Origin of the sequence: Nonomuraea sp. 3-1Str, assembly GCF_031570565.1 — a bacterium.
In the GTDB taxonomy this organism is placed as follows: Bacteria; Actinomycetota; Actinomycetes; order Streptosporangiales; family Streptosporangiaceae; genus Nonomuraea.
On the sequence record NZ_JALHBK010000007.1, the window covers coordinates 194,329 to 217,645 of the forward strand.

Consider the following 23,317-nt stretch of genomic DNA (forward strand, 5'->3'; position numbering starts at 1 on the left):
ACGGTCGTGCTGCCAGCTGGCATTTCGCGTATTTCATGTATTTCGCGGGTTTTCTCGTATGAATGGCGAAGAACGGACACCGGGAGGGGTAAGGGGGGCGGCGCTGGAACCCGTGCCGGCGTGGTGGTGCTGCTTGCGGTGATCCTGGCCGCCTGCTCGGGTACGGGGACGGGCTCGGGCGCGCGCACGGCCGGGGACCCGGTCATGACCGCCGGCACAAGCACGGGCGGCACGGACGCGGGCGGCGCATCGGCCGGTCCGGCCTCGCCCCGGGCCGGGGCGACCCCGGCCTGCGCGGTGACCGACAAGCTCATCCCGTCCTGCGGCGCCTGGTGGGGCGTGGCGCCGGAGATCTTCACCGGCGCGCCCGTGGACAAGGCCCTGCGCGGCGCGGAGACCCGCATGGGCGCCAGGGCCGACGTGGTGCACGTCTACCACCGGGGCAAGGACCTGTTCCCCACGGAGCGGGAGATCCGGATGGCCCGTGACCCGGCCGGCCCCCGGCTGCTGCTGGTCAACTGGAAGCCGTCGGTGGACCGCACCTGGGCGGAGATCGCCGACGGCGCCATCGACGGCCGGATCGACCGGCTGGCGGCGCACATCCGGCGGGCGTTCCCCGAGCGGTTCTTCCTGACCATCCACCACGAGCCGGAGGACGACGTGCGCCCCGGGCCGGGGTCGGGGATGGAGGCGGCCGACTACGCGGCCATGTACCGCCACGTGGTGCTGCGGCTGCGCGAGAAGGGGGTGCGCAACGCGGTGACGGTCATGACGTACATGGGGGCGCCGAACTGGGCGGCGAAGCCCTGGTTCGAGGAGCTGTACCCGGGCGACGACGTGGTCGACTGGGTGGCGATGGACCCGTACGCCGACGACCGGGTGCGCGACTTCGACGGCCTGGTCAACAAGACCCGGCCGGAGTACTCCCGCTGGCCGGGCTTCTACCGGTGGACGCAGCTGCGCTTCCCGGGCAAGCCGGTGATGGTGGCCGAGTGGGGGGCGTTCCTGCGGGGTGAGGACCGGGCGTTCCAGCGGGCCTTCTTCGAGTCCGTACGCGCCCAGGTGTGGCACTACCCGCAGATCAAGGCGCTGGTGTACTTCGACTCGCCGCGGGCGCCGCGCGGGGACACCCGCTTCGACGCCGAGCCGGCGGCCGCCCGGGCCTTCAGCGAGCTCGCGCGAGATCCGCACTTCCGCTCGACGCCCGTGCCGCTGCCCTGACCTGCCACACCCGGCCGCCGACCGTGACGGCGACGGCGGCGGCCAGTGCCCAGAGGGTGGCCACGTTGCCGACGTTCAGCAGCTTGAGCGCGGAGGCGAGCAGCACGATCGCGAGCAGGGCCCTGATGAGGCCGCCGGGCGCCCGGGAGGAGATCCGGGCGCCGAGGTAGACGCCGGGGATCGAGCCGATGAGCAGCGAGACCGTGAGGTGGAGCTGGAAGTCGCCGAAGAGCAGATGGCCGACCGCGGCCGAGGTGACCAGCGGCACGGCCTGCACCAGGTCGGTGCCGACGAGCTGGTTGGCCTTGAGCATGGGGTAGAGCGCGATGAGCGCCACGATGATGAGCGACCCGGATCCGACCGACGACACGCCGACGATCAGGCCACCTACCGTACCGACCAGTAGGGTCGGGATCGGGCGTACGACGATCTCATTCGCCTCGGCCGCGCCGCCCCGGCCGCCCATCAGCGTCTTGGCGGCCAGGCCCGCGACCGCGAGCAGCAGCGCGACACCGAGGGCGTACTTCACCCCGTCGCCGACCGCGAACGCCCGCGCCACGAACACCCCGGCGAACGCCGCCGGCACCGACCCGGCGCACAGCCAGCCGACCAGGCGCAGGTTGACCGTGCCGCGGCGCAGGTGGACGACGCTGCCGACCGGCTTCATCACCGCCGAGGCCACCAGGTCGCTGGAGACCGCGGCGAGCGGCGGCACGTTGAAGAAGAGCATCATCATCGGGGTCATGAGGGCGCCGCCGCCCATGCCGGTCAGGCCGACGACGACGGCGACGAGAAAGGACCCCGCGATCAGGGGAAGGTCGATCAACGGACCCATCCTCCGCTCCGCAGCGCTCCCAGCACCTGGGAGACGGCCGCCTCGATCGAGATGTGCGTGGTGTCGATGGTGAGGTCGGCGTCGTCCGGCTCCTCGTACGGGTCGGAGACGCCGGTGAACTCGGGGATGATCCCGGCCCGGGCCTTGGCGTACAGGCCCTTGCGGTCGCGCCGCTCGCACTCCTCCAGCGGGGTGGCGACGTGGACGAGCAGGAAGTCGGCGCCCACGGACTCGACCATCTCCCGCACCTCCTCGCGGGTGGCCGCATAGGGGGCGATGGGGGCGCAGATGGCGAGGCCGCCGTGGCGGGCGGCCTCGGCGGCGACGAAGCCGATGCGCCGGATGTTGAGGTCGCGGTCGGCCTTGGAGAACGTCAGGCCCTTGGACAGCAGCGAGCGCACCACGTCGCCGTCGAGGTGGGTGACGGTGCGGCTGCCGAGCTCCAGCAGCGCGTCGCGCAGGCCGCGCGCGATCGTGGACTTTCCGGAGCCGGACAGGCCGGTGAAGAAGACCACGAGACCGCGCCGGTGCGGCGGCCCGGGAATGCTCACCGGCTCGGGGCCGGCCAGGTGCTCGGTCGCGCCGTAGGCGGTGGCGACGTGCTCGCGCAGCTCCAGGTCGAGCTCGGGCTCCTCGCGCGGCGCGAGCGGCACCGGCACGACGAGCGTGTCCTCGGGGAGCCGGTCCTTGGCCTTCAGCGCGGCCCGGACCACGGCGGGGCCGGGCTCGCCGTACGCGAGAGGGAGGAGCACGATCACCGCGTCGAGCTCCTTGGCGGTGGCGGTCACCTCGGCGAGGTCGTCGAGCGGCCCGCGCATGGTGACGACCAGCGACGGACGGCCGCCGAGCAGCTCGCGCACCTCCGCGGGAGTGCGCCGCAGCCGGGCGAACGGGCCGTGCTCGGCGGCGCCGAGACCGCGGAGCGGACCGGCGGCCAGGCCGTCGTGACCGCGCTCGGTCACGGTCAGCACGGCGAGTGGCGCGCCCTCCGGGTCGAGCAGCGTGACCTCGTCACCCGGGGCGACCTCGTCGGGCAGGTGCAGCGTGACGGGCACCGGCCAGGGAGTCCCGTCGGCCAGGGTGCCGCGCTCGTGGACGGCGTGCAGGTCGTCGTGGCCGAGAAAGCCCGTCAGCGGCTCGAACGCCCCCGACAGCAGCAGCTCCAGGTCGGCCAGCTCCCGCGCCCCGGGGGTCCACTCCACGTCTCCGCCATCCCAACTATTCCGATTGAATTGGTAGGAAAGGAGTTTAGCGGGTGTCCGCGTGCGTCGCTAGATGAGCCGGGCGAAGTGGTTCTGCGGCTTCTTGATGACCATGGTGATCTCGTCGTGCGCCGAAGGGCAGCGACCCCGCGTCAGCCGGTCGGCCAGCGCCACCGCACCGCGTCCGGGGGCGTTCATCGCGGGCGCGCTCGTCGCCGTCTCGTCGTCGGTGATCATGAGCCCCCGGCTGAGGCAGAAGGCGTGGATGCCGTCGCGCGAGGTCAGCGGCTCGTACACGGCCGGCAGCGGGCCCGGCGTGCCGTCGGTCACCAGGTGGCGCCACAGCGGACGGCGCAGCCACCCCGGGGTGAGGCGGTCGCACAGGCCGTAGGCGGAGCGGCGGTCGCGCATGCGCAGCAGGATCAGCCCGCCCGGCCGCAGGGCCTGGAGCAGCCGGTCGAGGACCAGCTCGGCGTGGTGGATGCGCTCCAGCAGGAACGAGACCCGGATGACGTCGAACGACCTCGGGCGGATCGGCGCCGAGCGCAGGTCGCCCAGCACGCACGTGGACAGGTCGGCGCGCTCCGCGGCCGCGCTTCTGATCACCGGCAGGTCCTCGTCGACCCCGGTGAGACGCGCCTCGATCCAGTCGGGGACCGTCGCCTCGTCGCGCAGGCAGCCCGCCACCAACACGTCGAGGCGGCGGCCGAGCTGCTCGGCCCACAGCTCGCGCAGGCGGTGGTCGAAGACGTCGCGGCGCGGGGCGACCGGCCGCAGATCAGACATGCTACTCACAGTAGTCATCATATGACGCGTGGTGGCGGGCCCGGCGTTCCCCCACCTCGCCCCGCCGTGCCGCCCGGAGGCGCTGCTAGCGTGCCGCTCCATGGGGGACGAGGTGTACGTGGGGAACGCGGGCGTCGACGGGGCGGCGGACCACGGCTGGCTGCTCGGCCACTTCAAGCCGTACGGCGACCCGCGGCACAGCGAGGACGTCGAGATCAAGTGGGGCGTCCACCCGGCCGGCGAGGAGCGGGCCTCGTGGGTGACCGGCGAGCGGCGCACGGCGCTGCTCGTCCTGATCAGCGGCAGGTTCCGGGTGGAGCTGCCCGGCCGCAGCGTCCTGCTGGAGCGCAGGGGCGACTACGTGGTGTGGGGCCGCGGGGTGGACCACTCGTGGCGCGCCGAGGAGGAGTCCGTGGTGCTGACCGTTCGCTGGCCGTCCGTGCCCGGGTACGCGGTCACCGACGGCCCGCCGCCAAGTACTCTTGATGGCTGAGACCCCCGCGACCCGACCCGGCCGGGGGTAGTCGTGTTGCCGTCGTGGGGCTGTGGGCGTATCTGATGAGTCTTTCCGGGCTGCTTGACCTTGTTGCCGCCGACCCTAAGCTGACCGCCGCCCTGGATGAGGGCGGCGACGTCGCGCTGGTCGCTCCCGCCGCGCTGCGCCCGTTCGCCGTGGCCGCGCTGTCCGGGCACGACCAGCGCGCGGTGCTCGCCGTCACCGCGACCGGCCGTGAGGCCGAGGACCTGGCCGCCGCGCTGACCAGCCTCGTCGACCCCTCGGCCGTCGCGGTCTTCCCCGGCTGGGAGACGCTGCCGCACGAGCGGCTCTCGCCGCGCAGCGACACCGTGGGCCAGCGGCTCGCGGTGCTCAGGAGGCTGGCGCACCCGATCAAGGGCGACCCGGCGGCCGGCCCGCTCAGCGTGGTCGTGGCGCCCGTACGCGCCCTGCTCCAGCCGCTCATGAAGGGGCTCGGCGACCTGGCGCCCGTCCGGCTGCGGGCGGGCGACGACGCCGACCTCGAGGACGTGGTGGCGCGGCTGGTCGACAACGGCTACCACCGCGTCGACATGGTGGAGCGCCGCGGCGAGGTCGCGGTGCGCGGCGGCCTGCTCGACGTCTTCCCGCCGACCGAGGAGCATCCGCTGCGCCTGGAGTTCTGGGGCGACACGGTCGAGGAGATCCGCTGGTTCAAGGTGGCCGACCAGCGCTCCTTGGAAGCGGCCGAGGGCGGCCTGTTCGCGCCGCCCTGCCGCGAGCTGCTGCTGACCCCCGAGGTGCGGGCGCGGGCCCGGGAGCTGGCCGCGCAGTACCCCGCGCTGGCCGAGGTGCTCGACCAGCTCGCCGAGGGCATGCCGGTCGAGGGCATGGAGGCGTTCGCGCCGGTCCTGGCGGGCGAGATGGACCTGCTGCTCGACCACCTGCCCGCCCGGTCCGCGGTGTTCGTCTGCGACCCCGAGCGCATCAGGGGGCGGGCCGAGGAGCTGGTGCACACCTCCCAGGAGTTCCTGGAGGCGTCCTGGATCACCGCGGCGGCCGGCGGCGAGGCGCCGATCGACCTCGGCGCGGCGGCCTTCCGCACGCTCGACGAGGTCCGCCTGCACGCCGACGTGCTGGGCCAGCCGTGGTGGTCGATGGCGCCGTTCGGCGACGGGGTCGAGCTGGACGCCCACGACTCCGAGGCGTACCGGGGCGACACCGCGAGGGCGCTGGCCGACGTCAAGGGCTGGCTCGCCGAGGACAAGGCCGTCGTGCTGCTCAGCGAGGGGCACGGCCCGGCCGAGCGCATGGTCGAGGTGCTCAAGGGCGTCGACGTGCCGGCCAGGCTCCACACCCACCTCGACCAGCCGCCGGAGCCCAAGGTCGTGCACGTCAGCACCGGCCTCATCGAGCACGGCTTCGTCACGCCCGGCCTGGCCGTGCTCACCCACCTCGACCTGGTCGGTCAGAAGGCGTCCACCAAGGACATGCGGCGCCTGCCGTCCCGCCGCCGCAACATGGTGGACCCGCTCCAGCTCAAGGTCGGCGACCATGTCGTCCACGAGCAGCACGGCGTGGGCCGCTACGTCGAGATGGTCCAGCGCACCGTCCAGGGCGCCACCCGCGAGTACCTCGTCATCGAGTACGCCAAGGGCGACCGCCTGTACGTGCCCACCGACCAGCTCGACGAGGTCACCCGCTACGTCGGCGGCGAGGCGCCCACTCTCAACCGGATGGGCGGCGCCGACTGGGCCAAGGCCAAGTCCCGGGCCAAGAAGGCCGTCAAGGAGATCGCCGGCGAGCTGATCCGCCTCTACTCCGCGCGCATGGCCTCACCCGGCCACGCCTTCGGCGCCGACACGCCGTGGCAGCGCGAGATGGAGGACGCCTTCCCCTACGCCGAGACCGGTGACCAGCTCGAAGCCATCGACGAGGTCAAGCGCGACATGGAGCGCGGCGTCCCGATGGACCGGCTGATCTGCGGCGACGTCGGCTACGGCAAGACCGAGATCGCCGTGCGCGCCGCCTTCAAGGCCGTGCAGGACGGCAAGCAGGTGGCCGTGCTCGTGCCCACCACGCTGCTGGTCCAGCAGCACCTGTCGACGTTCACCGAGCGCTTCTCCAGCTTCCCGATCACCATCAAGCCGGTCTCCCGCTTCCAGACCGACGCCGAGGTCAAGGGCACCCTGGAAGGGCTCCGCGGGGGCGCCGTGGACGTGGTCATCGGCACCCACCGGCTGCTCAGCCCGGAGGTGCGGTTCAAGGACCTCGGGCTGATCATCATCGACGAGGAGCAGCGGTTCGGCGTCGAGCACAAGGAGGCCATGAAGCATCTGCGCACCCAGGTCGACGTGCTGGCCATGTCCGCCACGCCGATCCCGCGCACGCTGGAGATGGGCCTGACCGGCATCCGTGAGATGTCCACCATCCTCACCCCGCCGGAGGAGCGGCACCCGATCCTGACCTTCGTCGGGCCGTACGACGAGAAGCAGATCACGGCGGCGATCCGGCGCGAGCTGATGCGCGACGGCCAGATCTTCTTCGTGCACAACCGCGTGGCCTCCATCAACAAGGTCGCCGCGCGGCTGCGGGAGATGGTGCCCGAGGCGCGGATCGCGGTGGCCCACGGCCAGATGAACGAGCACCAGCTCGAAAAGATCATGGTGGGCTTCTGGGAGCGGGAGTACGACCTGCTCGTCTCCACCACGATCGTGGAGTCCGGGCTGGACGTGCCCAACGCCAACACGCTGATCGTGGACCGGGCCGACAACTACGGCCTGTCCCAGCTCCACCAGATCCGCGGCCGCGTCGGGCGGGGCAGGGAGCGGGGTTACGCGTACTTCCTGTACCCGCCGGAGAAGCCGCTCACCGAGACCGCCCACGAGCGCCTGGCGACCATCGCGCAGCACACCGAGATGGGCGCCGGCATGTACGTCGCGATGAAGGACCTGGAGATCCGCGGCGCCGGCAACGTGCTGGGCGCCGAGCAGTCCGGGTTCATCGCGGGCGTCGGCTTCGACCTGTACGTCCGGCTCATGGCCGAGGCCGTGGAGGAGCAGAAGGCCAAGCTGTCCGGTGTGGAGGCGCAGGAGGAGCACCACGACGTCAAGGTCGAGCTGCCCATCAACGCGCACATCCCGCACGACTACGTCACCTCCGAGCGGCTGCGGCTGGAGGCGTACAAGCGGATCGCCGCGATCACCACGGAGATCCACATCCACGAGGTGCGGGAGGAGCTGACCGACCGCTACGGCAGGCCGCCCGTCGAGGTGGACAACCTGCTGGAGGTCGCCCGCTTCCGCATCAGGGCGCGCCAGGCGGGGCTCACCGACGTCACCCTGCAGGGACAGAACATCAAGTTCGGCCCGGCCCGGCTGCGCGAGTCGCAGCAGGTGCGGCTCGACCGCCTCTACAAGAAGGCCATCTACAAGCAGGCGGCCGAGACGCTGCTCGTGCCCGTGCCCAAGACCAAGCCGCTGGGCGGGCAGCCGCTGCGCGACCTGGACCTGCTCAAGTGGTGCGGTGATCTCGTCGAGGCGATGTTCCTGGAGCCCATGAGGGTAAGCTAGCGCCGGGTTTTTGTCGGAAAGGGACGTAAGTGAAGTCGATTCGAATGGCTGTGGCCGCCGCAGCGGCAGGGGCGAGCCTCGTCGCGCTGACCGCCTGCTCCGCGCCCATGGAGGCCGGCGCCGCGGCCGTCGTCGGGAACGAGCGCATCTCGGCGGGCGATCTCAAGCGCAACGTCAAGGAGTACGACGCCGCGCTGGCCAAGACCGGCCTCAGCGCGCAGTCGCTCGGCATCCCCGGCTCCACCACCGAGGTGGTGCTCTACCAGCTCGCCAACATCGAGCAGGCCGAGCAGCTCGTGCAGAAGGGCAAGGTCAACGTCACCGAGGGCGAGGTCGACCGGGCCATCACGGGCGCCACCCAGCAGGGCGGCAGCTTCGAGCAGTACATGGTCTCCCAGGGCATGGCGCCCAGCATGGGCCGCCGGTTCATGCGCATCTCGGTGGGCCTGCAGAAGCTGCTCTCCCAGTACGGCGGCGGCACCGACCAGGCGGCCCAGCAGCGCGGCAGCGAGCGGATCCAGAAGGAGGCCGCGACCATCCCGATCACCTACAGCCCCCGCTACGGGGTGCTGAACGCGCAGCGGTCGCAGGAGAACCCCGCCCTGTTCGTCGACGGCGGCCGGTTCGGCAAGGCAGTGCCGCAGAACAGCGCGCAGCAGGGCTGACCCGTGCCCCTGGTCGTCGTCACCACCTCGCCCCGGGTCGCGCCGGGGCTGCTCAGCCACCAGGCGTGGCAGGCGCTGCGGTCCGGCCGGGTGTTCGCCGGGTCGCCGGCGCACCCGCAGCTCCCGTACCTGGCCGAGGCCGGGATCGAGGTGACGGTCGTCGCGCCCGACGCCCACCGGCTGGCCCGTGAGGCCGCCGAGGGGACCGTGGTGTGGCTGGCCGAGGACGACGAGGACTTCATGCGCGCGCTCGGCCACGCCGCGATCGCGCTGGAGGACCCGCCGCTGATCGAGGTCGTGCCCGGCTCGTACGACCTGCCGGGCGCCCGGGTGCTCGACCTGGTCGCGGTGATGGACCGGCTGCGGACCGAGTGCCCGTGGGACCGCAAGCAGACCCACGAGTCGCTGGTGCCGTACCTGCTCGAAGAGGCGTACGAGGTGCTGGAGACCATCGAGCAGGGCGACCACGCGGCGCTGCGCGAGGAGCTGGGCGACCTGCTGCTCCAGGTGGTGTTCCACGCGCGGGTGGCCGAGGGCTTCGACGTGGACGACGTGGCCGCGGGCATCGTCGAGAAGCTCGTGCGGCGGCATCCGCACGTGTTCGGCTCGGTTCGGGCCGACAGCGCCGACGAGGTCAACGACAACTGGGAGGCCATCAAGGCCGCCGAGCGGGCCGCCAGGGACGAGGAGCCGTCCGTGCTGGACGGGGTCCCGCTGGGCCAGCCGTCGCTGTCGCTGGCGGCCCAGCTCCTGCGGCGCGCCGGGCGCGGGGGCGCCCCCGACGCCCTGGCCGCCGCGGTCGGCCAGGGTCTCGGCCGGGAGCTGTTCGACCTGGTACGCCGTGCGCAGGACGCGGGCGTGGACGCCGAGGCGGAGCTGCGCGCGGCGGCCCGCTCCTACCGCGACCGGGTACGCGCCTGGGAGTCCTCCCCGTCCTGACCCATCCCTCCGTTCCCGTGGGATCACGCGATCCGGTGGCGCCGGACCACGGTGAAATGTCAGGATCGCGGGGTTACGGGGGTGATGCGGGGTGCCTGAGCCACGCGTGCTGCACGCCGACGAGCCACGGGAGATCGGCGGCTACCGCCTGCTGGGCGGCCTGGGCGACGGCGGTCAGGGGTCCGTGTACCTGGGGGAGGACGCCGGTGGCCGCCTGGTCGCGGTCAAGGTCCTGCACGCCCGGCTCATGGGGAACGACCGGGCCACGCGCCGGTTCCTCCAGGAATGCGTCATCGCCGGCCGCGTCGCCGCCTTCTGCACCGCCAGGGTGATCGACTCCGGGCTGGCCGCCGGCCGGCCGTACATCGTGAGCGAGTACGTCCCCGGCCCGTCACTGCGGGAGCTGGTGGCGGAGGAGGGCCCTCGGACAGGCGGGGCGCTCGACCGGCTGGCCGTCGGCACCGTGGCCGCCCTGGGCGCCATCCACCGGGCCGGGATCGTCCATCGCGACTTCAAGCCGGCCAACGTCCTGTGCGGCCCCGACGGGCCCCGTGTCATCGACTTCGGCATCGCGAAGGGCGTGGAGGCGGCCACCTCGGCGAGCACGGTCGTCGGGACGCCGGGCTACATGGCGCCCGAGCAGATCGCCGGTGACCCGGCCACGCCCGCCTCGGACCTGTTCGCCTGGGCCGCCACGATGGCGTACGCGGCCACGGGGCGGTCCCTGTTCGCGGGGGAGTCGATCCCCGCGGTGATGCACCGGATCCTCACCGAGCAGCCCGACCTGTCCGGGGTGGACGAGCCGCTCCGCTCGCTGTTGGCCGCCTGCCTGGACAAGCGGCCCGCCGCCCGTCCCTCCGCCGCCGACGCGCTGTCCGCGCTGATGGAGGGCGGCCTGATGGAGGGTGCCCAGGCGGAGGGTGAGCCGGTACTGGAACGGACGCTGCTGGAGGGCACCCCGTTCGAGGGCGCCGCCGGTCGGCGTCACGGGCCGCGCGGGACATCACGGGACGACGGGAACCCCCCGTCCGGGAACCCCCCGTCCGGGAAGCCGCGGGCCGGGAAGCCGCGTGTCGGGGAGCTCCGTGCCGGGGACCCGCGGCGGGGTCAGGGGTTGGTGGTGAGCCGGCGCGGCCGGGCGCTGGCCGTGGGAGGGCTGGCCGTGCTCGTGCTCGGCGGCGTGACACTGGGGCTGACCTGGAACGGGAGCGCGCTCGGGAGCGGCCCGGGGCCCGCCGCCTCCACCGCCGGTGGCGGCGAGCCGGACGGGCCCGGCGTCGCCGAGGCGTACGGCCCGGCGTCGGGTGTCGCGCTGGGCGGGCGGGAGGCCGCCGCGCTCGCGGTCGGCGAGATGGGCGGCCGGGCCGTCGTGGCCGCCGCGCGGGAAGGGGAGCCCGTCCAGGTGTGGGACGCCGCCACGGGCAGAGGGCTGGCCACCGCGCCGGAGACGGCTCGGGGCGTGACCTCGCTGGCCTTCGCCGAGGTGGGCGGCGCCCCCACGGTGGTGTGGGCGGCCCAGGACGGCCGCGTCTCACGCTGGACCCCGACGCTCACGCCCGCCGGACCCACCGCGGTCCCTGTCGCGGAGGAGGCCTCCGGCGCGGCGGCCGGGGCGGGCGGCGCGGTGCGCGCCTTCACCGCCTGTACCAGCCGCCGCCCCCAGGCCGCCGCGACCGCGGCCGTGATGGCCGTCGTGGGCCGCGCGGAGGGCCCCGCCGTGGCGGTCGGCTGCGCCGGCGGCATGGTGAGGGCGTGGGACCTGCTGAGCGGGCGCAAGTCCGGCCTGTTCCTCGCCGGCGAAGCCGCGATCACCGGCGTCGCCTGGCCGGGCAACGGTTCACGGGTGGTGTTCGGCACGGCCGCGACCCACTTCCAGATCGGCGACCTGTGGGGCCGGGCGAACCCCGTCAAGGTCCAGGTGGGCGGCCCGGTCTCCCACGTCGTCAGCCGGGGCGGGCTCGTCGCGGCGAGCGTCGAGGGGAGAGGCGGCGCCACGGTGTACGACGTGACGGGCCGGGAGGTGTGCCGGGTCCCCGCGGAGGAGGCTCCGGGCACGGCCACGCTGGCGCTCACCGAGGCCGGAGGGCGCGCCCTGCTCGCCGGAGCCATCGCAGCGGGTGGAGGGCTGCGCGTCTGGGACGCCCGCACCTGTGAGCGGGTCGCCACGCTCCTGCCCTCCGGCGCCGTCACGGCCCTCGCCACCGGCCCTCTCGACGGGAGTCCGGGCCTGGTCGCGGCCGTCGGCGGCACGATGCGCGCGTGGACCCTGCGGGCCGGGAGGCAAGGGTACCGATAGGCTCTGAAGGCATATCGCCTTTCGACTTAGGAGCGCATCCCGTGGCTACCATCGAGGTCGTTTACGCCCGCGAGATCCTGGACTCCCGCGGCAACCCCACGGTGGAGGTCGAGGTCGTCCTCGACGACGGCAGCAGCGGCCGGGCGGCCGTGCCGAGCGGCGCGTCCACCGGTCAGTTCGAGGCCGTGGAGCTGCGCGACGGCGACGAGCGTTACGGCGGCAAGGGTGTGGAGAAGGCCGTGCTCGCCGTCACCGACGAGATCTTCGACGAGATCCACGGCGTCGAGGCCGAGGATCAGCGCATCATCGACCAGATCATGATCGACCTGGACGCGACGCCGAACAAGTCCAAGCTGGGCGCCAACGCCATCCTGGGCGTCTCCCTGGCCGTGGCCAAGGCCGCCGCCGACAGCGCCGAGCTGCCGCTGTTCCGCTACCTCGGCGGCCCCAACGCCCACGTGCTGCCCGTGCCGATGATGAACATCCTCAACGGCGGCGCCCACGCCGACACCAACGTCGACATCCAGGAGTTCATGATCGCGCCGATCGGGGCCGAGACGTTCCGCGAGGCGGTTCGCATGGGCACCGAGGTCTACCACACGCTCAAGAAGGTGCTGAAGGAGAAGGGCTACGCCACGGGCCTCGGCGACGAGGGCGGCTTCGCCCCCAACCTGCCGTCCAACCGTGACGCCCTCGACCTCATCCTGGTCGCCATCGAGCGGGCCGGCTACACGCCGGGCGAGGACGTCGCGCTGGCGCTGGACGTGGCCGCCTCCGAGTTCCACAAGGACGGCGTCTACACGATCGACGGCAAGGGCCTGTCGGCCCAGGAGCTGATCGCCTTCTACACCGACCTCGTCGACAACTACCCGCTGGTCTCCATCGAGGACCCGCTGGACGAGGAGGACTGGGAGGGCTGGAAGGCCATCACCGAGGCCCTCGGCGACCGGGTCCAGCTCGTCGGCGACGACCTGTTCGTGACCAACCCCGAGCGGCTGGAGCGCGGCATCCAGAGCGGCACCGCCAACGCGCTGCTGGTCAAGGTCAACCAGATCGGCACCCTGTCGGAGACGCTCGACGCCGTCGACCTGGCCCACCGCAACGGCTACCGCTGCATGATGAGCCACCGCTCCGGCGAGACCGAGGACACGACGATCGCCGACCTCGCCGTGGCCGTCAACTGCGGCCAGATCAAGACCGGCGCCCCGGCCCGCTCCGACCGCGTGGCCAAGTACAACCAGCTGCTCCGCATCGAGGAGCTGCTGGACGACGCCGCTCGCTACGCGGGTCGCGGGGCGTTCCCGCGTTTTCGCCGCTAGTTTCGGGTACGGTCCCCGCGGCCGCCGATCGACCGCGGGCCCATGACCGGGCCCGCCGCGCGGGCGCGACGTGAGGGGGTGCGCAGAGCATGGCGAAGAGACCGCAGCTGACCGGCCGGGCCGCCATTCTCGCGGTCGTGGTGTGCGCGATCGCGATGAGCCTGGCCTACCCCGTGCGCGAGTACATCGCCCAGCGCCGCGCCATCGCGCAGTTGCAGGCGGAGAAGGCGCGGGTCGAGGCGGACCGGCGGACGCTGGAGGCGCGGGTCCAGCAGATCCGCGACCCCAACTGGATCAAGCGGACGGCCAAGGAGCGGCTGCACTACTGCGGCGCGGGCGAGAAGTGCTACGTGGTGATGGACGCCGACGAGGGCAGGACGCCGGCCACGGTCAAGCAGCCCGCCGCGCCGCCGCCGTGGTACCAGACGCTGTGGCAGTCCGTCGAGGCGGCCGACTCGGGCACGGGCCACCAGGTGGGCACACGGGAGAAGGAGAGCGTTGGAAAGCCCTGAGAACGAGGCCGGCACCGGCCGGGTCGCCGAGCGGGACCTGGAGGCGGTGCGCCGGCAGCTCGGCAGGCCGCCCCGGGGAGCGCGCGGGGTGGCGCACCGCTGCCCGTGCGGCAACCCCGACGTGGTGGAGACCGCGCCGCGCCTGCCGGACGGCTCGCCGTTCCCGACCCTGTACTACCTGACCTGCCCGCGGGCCGCCTCGGCGATCGGCACGCTGGAGGGTTCGGGCCTGATGCGGGAGATGCAGGCCCGCCTGGCCGACGACCCGGAGCTGGCCGCCGCCTACCAGGCCGCGCACGACGACTACATCGCCAGGCGCGACAAGGCGGCCGAGGACGAGGGCATGGAGCCGCTTCCTCGTGGCATGCAGAGCACCGGGGGCATGCCGTCGCGGGTCAAGTGCCTGCACGCGCTCGTCGCGCACGAGCTGGCGGTCCCCGGGACCAACCCGTTCGGCAGGGAGGCGCTCGATGCCCTCCCCGACTGGTGGAGTGACGGACCATGCGTGTAGCCGCCATCGACTGCGGCACCAATTCCGTACGCCTGCTCATCGCGGACGTCTCCGACGACAAGCTCACGGACGTGGAGCGGCGGATGGAGATCGTGCGCCTGGGGCAGGGCGTCGACCGTACCGGCCGGCTGGCCGCCGACGCGCTGGAGCGCACGTTCGCCGCCATGCGCGGCTACCGCGAGCTGATCGACCGGCACGGCGCCGAGCGCACGAGGGTCGTGGCGACGAGCGCGACGCGTGACGCGGCCAACCGCGACGAGTTCACGGCCGGGGTGCGGGAGATCTTCGGGGTGGACCCGGAGGTCGTGACCGGCTCGGAGGAGGCGGAGCTGTCGTTCACGGGTGCGACCAGGGGGCTGGTGCATCTGTCGCGCGAGACCGAGGTGCCCGAGGGGCCGATGCCTCCGTACCTGGTGGTGGACATCGGCGGCGGTTCGACGGAGTTCGTCGTCGGCTCCGCGCACGCGGAGGCCGCGATCTCGGTGGACATCGGCTGCGTGCGGCTCACGGAGCGGCACCTGCGCGACGCCGGCGACCCGCCGTCGGCGCGGGCGCTGGAGGCCGTGGTGGCCGACATCGACGACGCGCTCGACAAGGTGACCGACGCGGTGCCGGTGGAGCGGGCGCACACGCTGGTGGGCCTGGCGGGGTCGGTGACGACCGTCGCGGGCATCGCCCTGGACCTGCCGGCGTACGACCCGGCGCGCATCCATCACTCCCGTATCGGCGCCGAGCGGGTTCACGAGGTGACGCGGCGGCTGCTCGCGATGACCCATGGTGAGCGAGCCGCGATTCCGGTGATGCATCCGGGCCGTGTCGACGTCATCGGCGTGGGCGCGCTCATCCTCGACCGGATCGTCCGGCGTTTTGCGTTTGCCCAGGTCGTGGTGAGCGAACACGACATTCTGGACGGAATTGCTTGGTCGCTGGCCTGAAACGCCGCTAAATCCGGACATTTCATCTTCGCGTTCGTGTTGAGCGTGCAATCAGTTTTGTGCTTAGGTAAAGGGGCAAAACGGGGGCTTTGCCATATTGCCGTGCATAGGTATGCCGGCGTGGCGACCGTTCCCGAGCGCGTCTTTTCCCTCACGGAATGGAGCACTCTCACATGAAGTCCTCTCCCTTAGCACGCAAGGCAGCGGCGTTCGGCGCCTCCGCCACCGTGCTGGCGGGCATGGTCGCGGCGCTGGTCGCCAGCCCGGCCCAGGCCGCCACCCCGGTCGCGACGGCGACGCCCGCCGCCGGTACGGCGGGTCTGTCCGCCGCCGCGACCGCCACGAAGTCCGCCCCCAAGGTCTCGGTCTCCACGCCGAGGGCCTCGAAGGCCGACTACGAGGGTTCCTGTCCGGTGAACGTGACCTTCTCCAGCAAGATCAAGGTCGCGGTCAAGGGCAAGACCACGCTTGCCTACCGCTGGCTCCACGGTGACGGCTCCAAGGGCAAGATCGAGACGATCAAGCTCAAGGGCCACGGCGCCAAGTACGTCAAGGTCAGCGAGAAGCTCTCGTTCAAGGAGAACGTCAAGGGCTGGGAGGCCGTCCAGGTCCTCGGCCCGCGCAAGGCGGTCTCCAAGAAGGGCTACTTCTCGGTCTCCTGCCAGAGCCCGATCGTCATCGAGGAGGAGCAGGGCCCGGAGGTCTCGGCGCGCGTCTGGGCGAGCCCGAGCTCCTACGTCGGCGCCTGCACCCCCGGTGACAAGATCGACTTCACCGGCCGGATCAAGGTCAGCGACCCCACCTGGGTCAAGTACCGCTGGGTCCTGAACGGCAAGGTCGTCGACTACGGCCGCACCAAGGTCTACAGCAGCAAGACGGTCGGCTTCGGCATCTCCCCGCGGGAGAGCCAGCGCGGCTACGCGCAGCTGGAGATCCTCGGCCCGGACCGCACCTCCTCCAACCGGGCCTACTACAAGGTCTGGTGCAAGGACGAGGCCCCGGCCACCCGCGTCTCGGTGTCCAGCCTGGTCACCGCGACGAACAACGTCGGTTGCAAGGTCGGCGCCCACGCCACCCTGAGCTCCACCGGCCGCGCCCGCGTCGAGTACACGTGGCTGGTCAACGGCAAGGCCGTGGACAGCGACTACGCGTACTTCTCCGGCGCCGGCTCGCGCACCGTCACGCTGTCCGACCGGGAACTGGCCGGCGACGCGACCAAGGGCGGCAAGATCACGCTGACGGCCTCCGGGGCGGGCAGCACCGACTCGATCACGCAGTCCTACGCCGCGTGCGAGACGCCCAAGCCCACCGTGTCGGTGTCGGCGGTCTCCCAGACCGGCCAGCGCAACGACATGTGCGCTGACAAGCGTGGCCCCGGCGTGGACTTCAAGGCCACCCTCACCAGCACGGGTGCGACCACCGTCAAGTACTACTGGCTGGTCAACGGCGAGAAGGACGGCGGCGAGCTCACCCGCGAGGTGAACGGCAGCCTGGACGTGACCTGGGGCATCGGTGGCACGCACAATGCCTCCGAGACCAAGGGCAACATCCAGCTCGTGGTCGTGAGCCCGACCTCCGTCACCTCGGGCAACGCCGCCTTCTCGGCGGTCTGCCCGAAGCCGGTGGCCGGCTGAACGGCTCGGCACACCGGTTGACCTAGGCCGGATGGCGTCCCCGCGGCGCCATCCGGTTTTTTCTTGTTGGTAGTACCGCGCAAAACACAGTAGTGTGCAGCGCGTGGATAGCACCCAGCTCCTCAAGGGCGTGCTCGACCTGGCCGTCCTCGCGGTGCTCGCCGAGCGCGACGGTTACGGCTACGACGTCGTGCGCCGGCTGCGCGAAGCCGGCCTGGAGGAGGTGGGCGACGCCTCGGTCTACGGCACGCTCCGCAGGCTCTTCAAGGCGGGCGCGCTCAACTCCTACGTGGTGGCCTCCGACGAGGGGCCGCACCGCAAGTACTACGGGCTGAACGACACCGGCAGGCGGATGTACGCCTCCTACGCCGGGATCTGGGGCTCGTTCGCCGCCACCATGGCATCCCTGCTCAAGGAGGGACACGCATGACAAGCATCGCAGAGTACGCGCAGGCCGTACGGGATGCCCTGGCCGACCACCCGGACCGGGAGGAGTTGCTGGAGGACCTGGACGACCACCTGGCGGAGATCGCGGCCGAGTCGGACGCGACGCTGGAGGAGCGGCTCGGACCGCCCGCCGCGTACGCGGAGGAGCTCGCGGCCGCCTACGGGGGCCGGCCGGCGAGCGGCCGGAGGCGCAGGCTGGACCTTCGCCGGCGGTCGGCGGATCTCCATGCCCTCCTGCTCCGGAAGGCGCCCTACCGCGCTCTCGCGGGCTTCCTGCCCGACTTACGGCCGGGCTGGTGGGTGCTGCGCGGCTACGTGCTCGCCATGCTCCTGGCCAACCTCGCCGCCGACGAGCACGTCGCACCGGACAACGCCGGCGACTGGGTGATCGTGGCCGCGGCCGTCTGGGCCTCGGTCTGGCTCGGGAGGCGGGGCCGCGGCCGGGCGGTGCGCCCGGTGGCGCTGGCCGCCAACGTGGTGACCGGGGTGGCGCTGCTGGCCGGGTACGCGGTCGCCATGCACCTCGCCAGTTCGAGTGACAGGCTGGAGGCCATCGGGTCGGACCGGGTCATGATGGAGACCGTCTCAGGGGTGGACGGCGAGGTCTACAACATCAAGCCGTACGCCAAGGACGGCACGCCGCTGACCGACGTCTACCTCTACGACCAGGACGGCAACCCGGTCATCACCCATCCCGAGAGCTACGGCTACTCGGTCGACCGCTCCTGCGGCGAGCCCATCCTCAATCGCTACCCCCTGCCGCTGGTCGCCGACGAGACCACCACCGAGGAGCCCGGAGTCACGCGCTCGGCCCCGTGCCCCTCCGTCTCGCAGGCACAGCCGATGCCGACCGCGCAGCCCGAGGTCACGGCCAGTGAAACGGTCGCACCGACCCCCGGAGAGCCGACCCCCGGCAAGCCCACCGCCACGCCCACGCCGAAGCGGTCTCACTGATCGGGCACCATCGGAGGCATGAGCTTCGTACCTCCCGGCACCGGCTGGCCCGGCGACCCGGCGGCCGCTGACACCCCGGTGGCCCAGGACCCCGCGGACGTGCGCCGCCTCGCCGCCACCAGTCCCACCCTCGCGGAGCTCACGGCCCGGCAGTCCGTCTGCCGGGCCTGTCCCCGCCTGGTGGAGTGGCGTGAAGAGGTCGCCCGGGTGAGGCGGCGCGCGTTCGCGGACGAGACGTACTGGGGGCGGCCGGTCCCCGGCTGGGGGGACGAGGAGCCGGGCATCCTCATCACCGGCCTCGCCCCGGCCGCGCACGGGGGCAACCGGACCGGCCGCATCTTCACCGGCGACCGCAGCGGCGACTGGCTGTTCGCCTCGCTGCACCGCTGCGGCCTGGCCGCGCGCGGGACGAGCACGCACGCGGGCGACGGGCAGCGGCTGATCGGCACCCGCGTGGTGGCCTCGGTGCGGTGCGCGCCGCCCGCCAACAAGCCCACGCCGGAGGAGAAGGCCGCCTGCTTCCCGTGGCTGGCGCGGGAGATCGGCATGGTCGCGCCGTCCGTGCGCGTGGTCGTGGCGCTCGGCGGCTACGCCTGGCAGGCCGGGTGGCCCGCGCTGAGGGAGGCCGGCTACACCCTGCCGCGCGTCAGGCCGCCGTTCGGGCACGGGGCCGAGGCGGTGATCGCGTACGAGGGGACGCCGGTGACGCTGCTCGGCTGCTACCACCCGAGCCAGCAGAACACCTTCACCGGCCGCGTGACGGCACAGATGCTCGACGACGTCTTCCTCCGGGCTCGCGAGCTCTCAGTGTGACGCGTTGCATTGCTCACGGATTGGAGTTATCGGGTCCACTTGACGTAGGCTTGTGAATGAATTCACAAGCTCCGCGAGGGATGGGCCTCAGGATGAACAAGCACATCTTGATCGTCGGTGGCGGTTACGTCGGCCTCTACACCGCTCTGCGCCTCCAGCGCAAGCTCGGCCGAGAGCTGCGCAACGGCGAGGCGAGCATCACGATCATCGACCCCCAGTCCTACATGACCTACCAGCCGTTCCTACCCGAGGCGGCGGCGGGCAACCTGTCGCCGCGGCACATGGTCGCGCCCCTGCGCCGGGTCCTGCCCAAGGCGCGGATCCTCAACGGCACGGTGACGGAGGTGGACCACGCCGCCCGCGTGGTCACCTTCCAGCCCGCCGAGGGCGAGGCGCGCAAGGTCTCCTACGACGTCATCGTGATGGCCGCCGGCTCGATCTCCCGGACGCTGCCGATCCCCGGGCTCACCGACATCGGCATCGGCTTCAAGACCGTCGGCGAGGCCATCGCGCTGCGCAACCGCGTCCTGCACCTGCTCGACGTGGCCGAGTCCACCGACGACCCCGAGGTGCGCCGCCGGGCGCTCACCTTCGTCGTGGTCGGCGCCGGCTTCGCGGGCGTCGAGGCGCTGGCCGAGCTGGAGGACATGGCCAAGGACTCCACCCGCTACTACCGCAACATCAGCCCCGCCGACATCCGCTGGGTGCTGGTCGAGGCCACGAACCGGGTGCTGCCCGAGGTCGGGCCCGAGATGGGCAAGTGGACGCTGGAGCAGCTGCGCGAGCGCGGCATCGACGTCAAGCTGGACACACGCCTGGAGTCGTGCGTCGACGGCCACGTCGTGCTCTCCGACGGCGCGGAGTTCGAGGCGGACACCCTCGTCTGGACCGCCGGCGTCAAGCCCAGCGTGGTCGTCAACTCCACCGACCTCCCGCTCGACGAGCGCGGCCGGATCAAGACCACCGCCGCGCTGAGCGTCGCCGGCACGAGGGACGCCTTCGCCGCCGGTGACATCGCGGGAGTGCCCGACGTCACCAACCCCGGCCAGTACTGCGCGCCCAACGCCCAGCACGCGGTGCGGCAGGCGAAGGTCCTCGCCGACAACCTCATCCGCCACCTCCGCGGGGAGCAACTGGTCGACTACCGCCACAAGTATGTGGGATCGGTCGCCGGTCTCGGCCTGCACCAGGGTGTGGCGAACGTCTACGGCGTCAAGCTTCGCGGATTCCCTGCGTGGTTCATGCACCGCACCTACCATCTGTCGCGGGTGCCGACGCTGAACCGCAAGGTCCGTGTCGTCGTCGACTGGACCCTGGCGTTGTTCTTCAAGCGGGAGACGATCTCGCTCGGCGAGGTCGAGCACCCGCGTGACGGGTTCCGGGCCGCCGTGGCGACGATGCGTCACTGAGCCCAGTACGGCAGCGCCCCGGTGCACCACGCGCCGGGGCGTTCCGGCGCCCCCGACCTGGCGACTGAAAGGGGACCCGCGGGTGGCGCTCTCAGCGGTGACCGTGCTCGGGATAGACCGGCCCGGAGTCATCGCCGCGATCACCGGCTCGCTCGCCGAGTGCGGTGCCAACATCACCGATTCGACGATGACGCTGCTCGGCGGCCACATCGCGATGATGTTCCTGGTCTCCGGCCGCCTCGGCGCCGAAGAGATCACCGAACGGCTGCGCACCTCCGACCTCGTGGTGACCGCCGCCGCGGTGGAGGCCCGCCGCCACTTCGGCTGCGTGTCCACCGGCCACGGCCACGTGCTGACCCTCCACGGCCCCGACCGGCCGGGGATCATCTCCGCCGTCAGCGCCGTCCTCGCCGCCGTCGGCGGCAACATCACCGGCATGAGCACCCGCCTGACCGGGCGCCTCTACGTGCTCATCGCGGACGTCGACCTGCCCCGCGCGGTCGACACCGGCGCGCTCGCGCGCGATCTCGCGAAGGTCGGATCCGGCCTCGGCTCCGAGATCACCTTCCGCCCCGCCGAACCGGCCCACTCATGATCGGGCGCTCCGGAACACCCGGCGGCACCGGCCTTCGATGCCCTCACCTGCACTGCTTGCGAGGAACGAGAGATCCCGTCACCATCGAAGCCGATGCCTCCTTAGCCGGGGGTATTCCGCACCTACGGGACCACTTGATGGGGCTGCCCTTCCTGGACACAACGTCAGGAGCTCTATCACTTGACCACACACTTCACAGTTGTGACGCATGATGCGAAGTTGTGCTCAACGGAAGCATGGTCCGTTTCGTATGATTGCGGCGCCCCCGTAGCCCAATGGCAGAGGCAAACCCCTTAAAAGGGTTGACGTGCGGGTTCGAATCCCGCCGGGGGCACCTGCGTCTACCACGGGAAATGCGTTTCTCCGGCGATACCGGACCCGGGAACTCGCCGGATGGCACGTTCGTTGTCCCTCCTGGTTGAAGTCTCGAAACTACATAGATCTGAGCGTGAGCCGACCCAGGCGGCGACCCGTCCCATAGGCTCGGCGCACAGGAGGCAGCGATGGAGAGCAAGAACCCGGTTTTCAGCAGGACACGACAGCAGTCAGCCGGGTGGGGCGTCCCCACCCCGACTCCCGGCCAGTTGCAGAACATGTACGACAACGACTCCCCGTCGTACGCTCCCCCCGTCAGGCCCGCCTTCCGCACGATGACGCTCGACGACGTCGTGGTCCGCGGGTTCATGACCCTCGGCACGCTGGTCGTGGGCGCGGCCGCCGCCTGGTACTTCAAGGTCCCGACGGGCGTGGCCGTCGCCTCCGCCATCGTCGCGCTGGTCCTCGGCCTGGTGGCGTCCTTCAAGCAGAGCGTCAACCCCGCTCTGATCCTCGGCTACGCGCTCTTCGAGGGCGTGTTCCTCGGCGCGATCAGCCGGGTGTTCGAGATGTACATCCCCGGCATCGTGATCCAGGCGGTCCTCGGCACGGCACTGGCCTTCGGCGCCGTCCTGACGGTGTACGCGCTGCGGATCGTGCGCGTCACGCCCAAGCTCGTGAAGTTCGTCGTCGCCGCGGGTATCGCGGCCCTCGCCCTGGTGCTGGTCAACCTCGTGGTCGGCATCTTCAACGACGGCGGCCTCGGCCTGCGCACCGACAGCCCGCTCGGCTGGGGCTTCAGCCTCCTGATGATCCTGCTGGGCTGCTTCTTCCTCCTGCTCGACTTCGACTCCATCGAGCAGGGCGTCCGGGAGGGCGCTCCGGAGAAGTTCGCCTGGCAGTGCGCGTTCGGCCTCACGCTGAGCCTCGTGTGGATCTACCTTGAGGTGCTGCGCTTCATCAGCTACTTCACCAACAGCGACTGACCACCCGCGCCGGCGGTGTCCGGCCGGTCGAAGGGGCTCCGCCGATCCGGCGGGGCCCCTTCTGTGTCGCTGAATGATGAACCCCGCGTAACGAACTGGTGGCGACTTGGGGGTTGCGATCACGGAAGAGGTGTTGCAGTGTCAAGCAAAGGACCTTATTCCGTGGAGGTGCCCATGTCCTTGAACCACTCACCGGAGACGCAGACAAAGCTGATCGCCAGAGTCCCATCGATAACGGGACGCGAACTCCCCGAGTGGTTCCTAGCCATCGACAACGGCCCGTCGTTCCTCAGGTGTGACGAGCGGGCCAACTGGCTCGCCGACGAGCACGGGCTGACACACGGCTACGCCGCGGCCATCGTCCACGAGCACGAGCGCCACCGCCGTAACCGGATGGGCTTCATCTAGAGGGCCCCAAGTCCAGAGCGACGCGCCCGTGCCTACGGTCCGGGCGCGTCATCATGGACGGATGGATCTGGACAAGGCACGAGACTTCCTGCGGCGGGCGCACCACGCCGTCCTCCACACCCGGCACGCCGACAGGCGTCCGCAGCTCTCTCCGGTGACGGTCGGCGTGGACGCCGAGGGGCACCTCGTGATCAGCACGCGCGAGACGGCGGTCAAGACACGGAACGTCCGCCGCGACCCGCACGTGTCGCTCTGCGCGTTCACCGACGCCTTCTTCGGCGACTGGGTGCAGGTGGACGGCACCGCGGAGGTCGTCAGCCTGCCGGAGGCCATGGACCACCTGGTCTCCTACTACCGGGACATCTCCGGCGAGCATCCCGACTGGGACGACTACCGCGCGGCCATGATCCGCGACCGCCGCGTCGTCCTCCGGATCACGCCCACCCGCGCCGGGCCTGACGTGCACGGCTGAGCGGCTTTCCCGGCCG

Annotated in this window: 22 protein-coding genes and 1 tRNA gene; 20 read left to right on the top strand and 3 right to left on the bottom strand. The window is 71.7% G+C overall.

Going from position 1 to position 23,317, the window contains the following annotated elements; translation table 11 throughout:
- Positions 1-120 precede the first annotated feature (120 nt).
- Positions 121-1,221, top strand: a complete 1,101-nt coding sequence (locus MTP10_RS14470) for a hypothetical protein (protein ID WP_310709669.1) — start codon at positions 121-123, stop codon at positions 1,219-1,221.
- Here the strand turns inward: MTP10_RS14470 and MTP10_RS14475 are convergent.
- The 3 genes from MTP10_RS14475 to MTP10_RS14485 form a co-directional block, all read right to left on the bottom strand.
- Positions 1,166-2,047, bottom strand: a complete 882-nt coding sequence (locus tag MTP10_RS14475; protein WP_310709670.1) for a sulfite exporter TauE/SafE family protein — start codon at positions 2,045-2,047, stop codon at positions 1,166-1,168. The two genes, MTP10_RS14470 and MTP10_RS14475, sit on opposite strands and share 56 nt — an antisense overlap.
- Entirely contained in the window at positions 2,044-3,258 is a 1,215-nt protein-coding gene (gene cysC / locus MTP10_RS14480; protein ID WP_310709671.1) for an adenylyl-sulfate kinase, read from the bottom strand. Before cysC ends, MTP10_RS14475 begins: the two co-directional genes overlap by 4 nt.
- A gap of 69 nt (positions 3,259-3,327) precedes the next feature.
- Positions 3,328-4,044, bottom strand: coding sequence for a class I SAM-dependent methyltransferase (locus MTP10_RS14485; RefSeq protein WP_310709672.1), 717 nt, complete (start codon positions 4,042-4,044; stop codon positions 3,328-3,330).
- Positions 4,045-4,144: 100 nt separating this feature from the next.
- Here MTP10_RS14485 and MTP10_RS14490 point away from each other — a divergent pair, with 100 nt between their 5' ends.
- The 19 genes from MTP10_RS14490 (at position 4,145) to MTP10_RS14580 (ending at position 23,301) form a co-directional block, all read left to right on the top strand.
- Complete coding sequence (locus tag MTP10_RS14490; RefSeq protein WP_310709673.1) at positions 4,145-4,537, top strand: signal peptidase I; 393 nt, start codon at positions 4,145-4,147, stop codon at positions 4,535-4,537.
- Between the two features lie 65 nt (positions 4,538-4,602).
- Positions 4,603-8,091: a transcription-repair coupling factor gene (mfd, locus tag MTP10_RS14495; RefSeq protein ID WP_310709674.1), complete on the top strand. Its 3,489-nt coding sequence runs from the start codon at positions 4,603-4,605 to the stop codon at positions 8,089-8,091.
- Between the two features lie 29 nt (positions 8,092-8,120).
- On the top strand, positions 8,121-8,756 hold the full coding sequence (locus MTP10_RS14500; protein WP_310709675.1) for a SurA N-terminal domain-containing protein: 636 nt from the start codon (positions 8,121-8,123) through the stop codon (positions 8,754-8,756).
- A 3-nt stretch (positions 8,757-8,759) separates the two neighbouring features.
- Complete coding sequence (locus MTP10_RS14505; protein ID WP_310709676.1) at positions 8,760-9,695, top strand: MazG family protein; 936 nt, start codon at positions 8,760-8,762, stop codon at positions 9,693-9,695.
- A gap of 91 nt (positions 9,696-9,786) precedes the next feature.
- On the top strand, positions 9,787-11,991 hold the full coding sequence (locus MTP10_RS14510) for a WD40 repeat domain-containing serine/threonine-protein kinase (protein WP_310709677.1): 2,205 nt from the start codon (positions 9,787-9,789) through the stop codon (positions 11,989-11,991).
- Positions 11,992-12,032: 41 nt separating this feature from the next.
- Positions 12,033-13,310, top strand: coding sequence for a phosphopyruvate hydratase (eno, locus tag MTP10_RS14515; protein ID WP_310709678.1), 1,278 nt, complete (start codon positions 12,033-12,035; stop codon positions 13,308-13,310).
- Between the two features lie 89 nt (positions 13,311-13,399).
- Positions 13,400-13,822: a septum formation initiator family protein gene (locus MTP10_RS14520; protein ID WP_310709679.1), complete on the top strand. Its 423-nt coding sequence runs from the start codon at positions 13,400-13,402 to the stop codon at positions 13,820-13,822.
- A complete protein-coding gene (locus tag MTP10_RS14525; RefSeq protein WP_310709680.1) occupies positions 13,809-14,333 on the top strand; it encodes a DUF501 domain-containing protein in 525 nt (174 codons plus the stop codon). Before MTP10_RS14520 ends, MTP10_RS14525 begins: the two co-directional genes overlap by 14 nt.
- Entirely contained in the window at positions 14,324-15,268 is a 945-nt protein-coding gene (locus tag MTP10_RS14530) for a Ppx/GppA phosphatase family protein (RefSeq protein ID WP_310709681.1), read from the top strand. Before MTP10_RS14525 ends, MTP10_RS14530 begins: the two co-directional genes overlap by 10 nt.
- A gap of 173 nt (positions 15,269-15,441) precedes the next feature.
- Complete coding sequence (locus tag MTP10_RS14535; RefSeq protein WP_310709682.1) at positions 15,442-16,902, top strand: hypothetical protein; 1,461 nt, start codon at positions 15,442-15,444, stop codon at positions 16,900-16,902.
- A gap of 103 nt (positions 16,903-17,005) precedes the next feature.
- Positions 17,006-17,332, top strand: coding sequence for a PadR family transcriptional regulator (locus MTP10_RS14540; RefSeq protein ID WP_310709683.1), 327 nt, complete (start codon positions 17,006-17,008; stop codon positions 17,330-17,332).
- Positions 17,329-18,303, top strand: coding sequence for a hypothetical protein (locus MTP10_RS14545; protein ID WP_310709684.1), 975 nt, complete (start codon positions 17,329-17,331; stop codon positions 18,301-18,303). Before MTP10_RS14540 ends, MTP10_RS14545 begins: the two co-directional genes overlap by 4 nt.
- Positions 18,304-18,321: 18 nt before the next feature.
- A complete protein-coding gene (locus MTP10_RS14550) occupies positions 18,322-19,116 on the top strand; it encodes a uracil-DNA glycosylase (protein WP_310709685.1) in 795 nt (264 codons plus the stop codon).
- A 92-nt stretch (positions 19,117-19,208) separates the two neighbouring features.
- Positions 19,209-20,525 carry an NAD(P)/FAD-dependent oxidoreductase gene (locus tag MTP10_RS14555; RefSeq protein ID WP_310709686.1) on the top strand — a complete coding sequence of 439 codons (1,317 nt, stop codon included), beginning with the start codon at positions 19,209-19,211 and terminating at the stop codon, positions 20,523-20,525.
- 82 nt (positions 20,526-20,607) lie between these two features.
- Positions 20,608-21,120, top strand: a complete 513-nt coding sequence (locus MTP10_RS14560) for an ACT domain-containing protein (protein WP_310709687.1) — start codon at positions 20,608-20,610, stop codon at positions 21,118-21,120.
- A gap of 261 nt (positions 21,121-21,381) precedes the next feature.
- Positions 21,382-21,454: transfer RNA gene (locus MTP10_RS14565), tRNA-Leu, on the top strand.
- Between the two features lie 169 nt (positions 21,455-21,623).
- Positions 21,624-22,421, top strand: a complete 798-nt coding sequence (locus MTP10_RS14570) for a Bax inhibitor-1/YccA family protein (protein ID WP_310709688.1) — start codon at positions 21,624-21,626, stop codon at positions 22,419-22,421.
- A gap of 174 nt (positions 22,422-22,595) precedes the next feature.
- Positions 22,596-22,829, top strand: a complete 234-nt coding sequence (locus tag MTP10_RS14575; RefSeq protein ID WP_310709768.1) for a DUF4287 domain-containing protein — start codon at positions 22,596-22,598, stop codon at positions 22,827-22,829.
- Between the two features lie 61 nt (positions 22,830-22,890).
- The gene (locus MTP10_RS14580; protein ID WP_310709689.1) at positions 22,891-23,301 is read left to right on the top strand and encodes a PPOX class F420-dependent oxidoreductase; all 411 of its coding nucleotides are present in this window, start codon (positions 22,891-22,893) and stop codon (positions 23,299-23,301) included.
- Positions 23,302-23,317 lie beyond the last annotated feature (16 nt).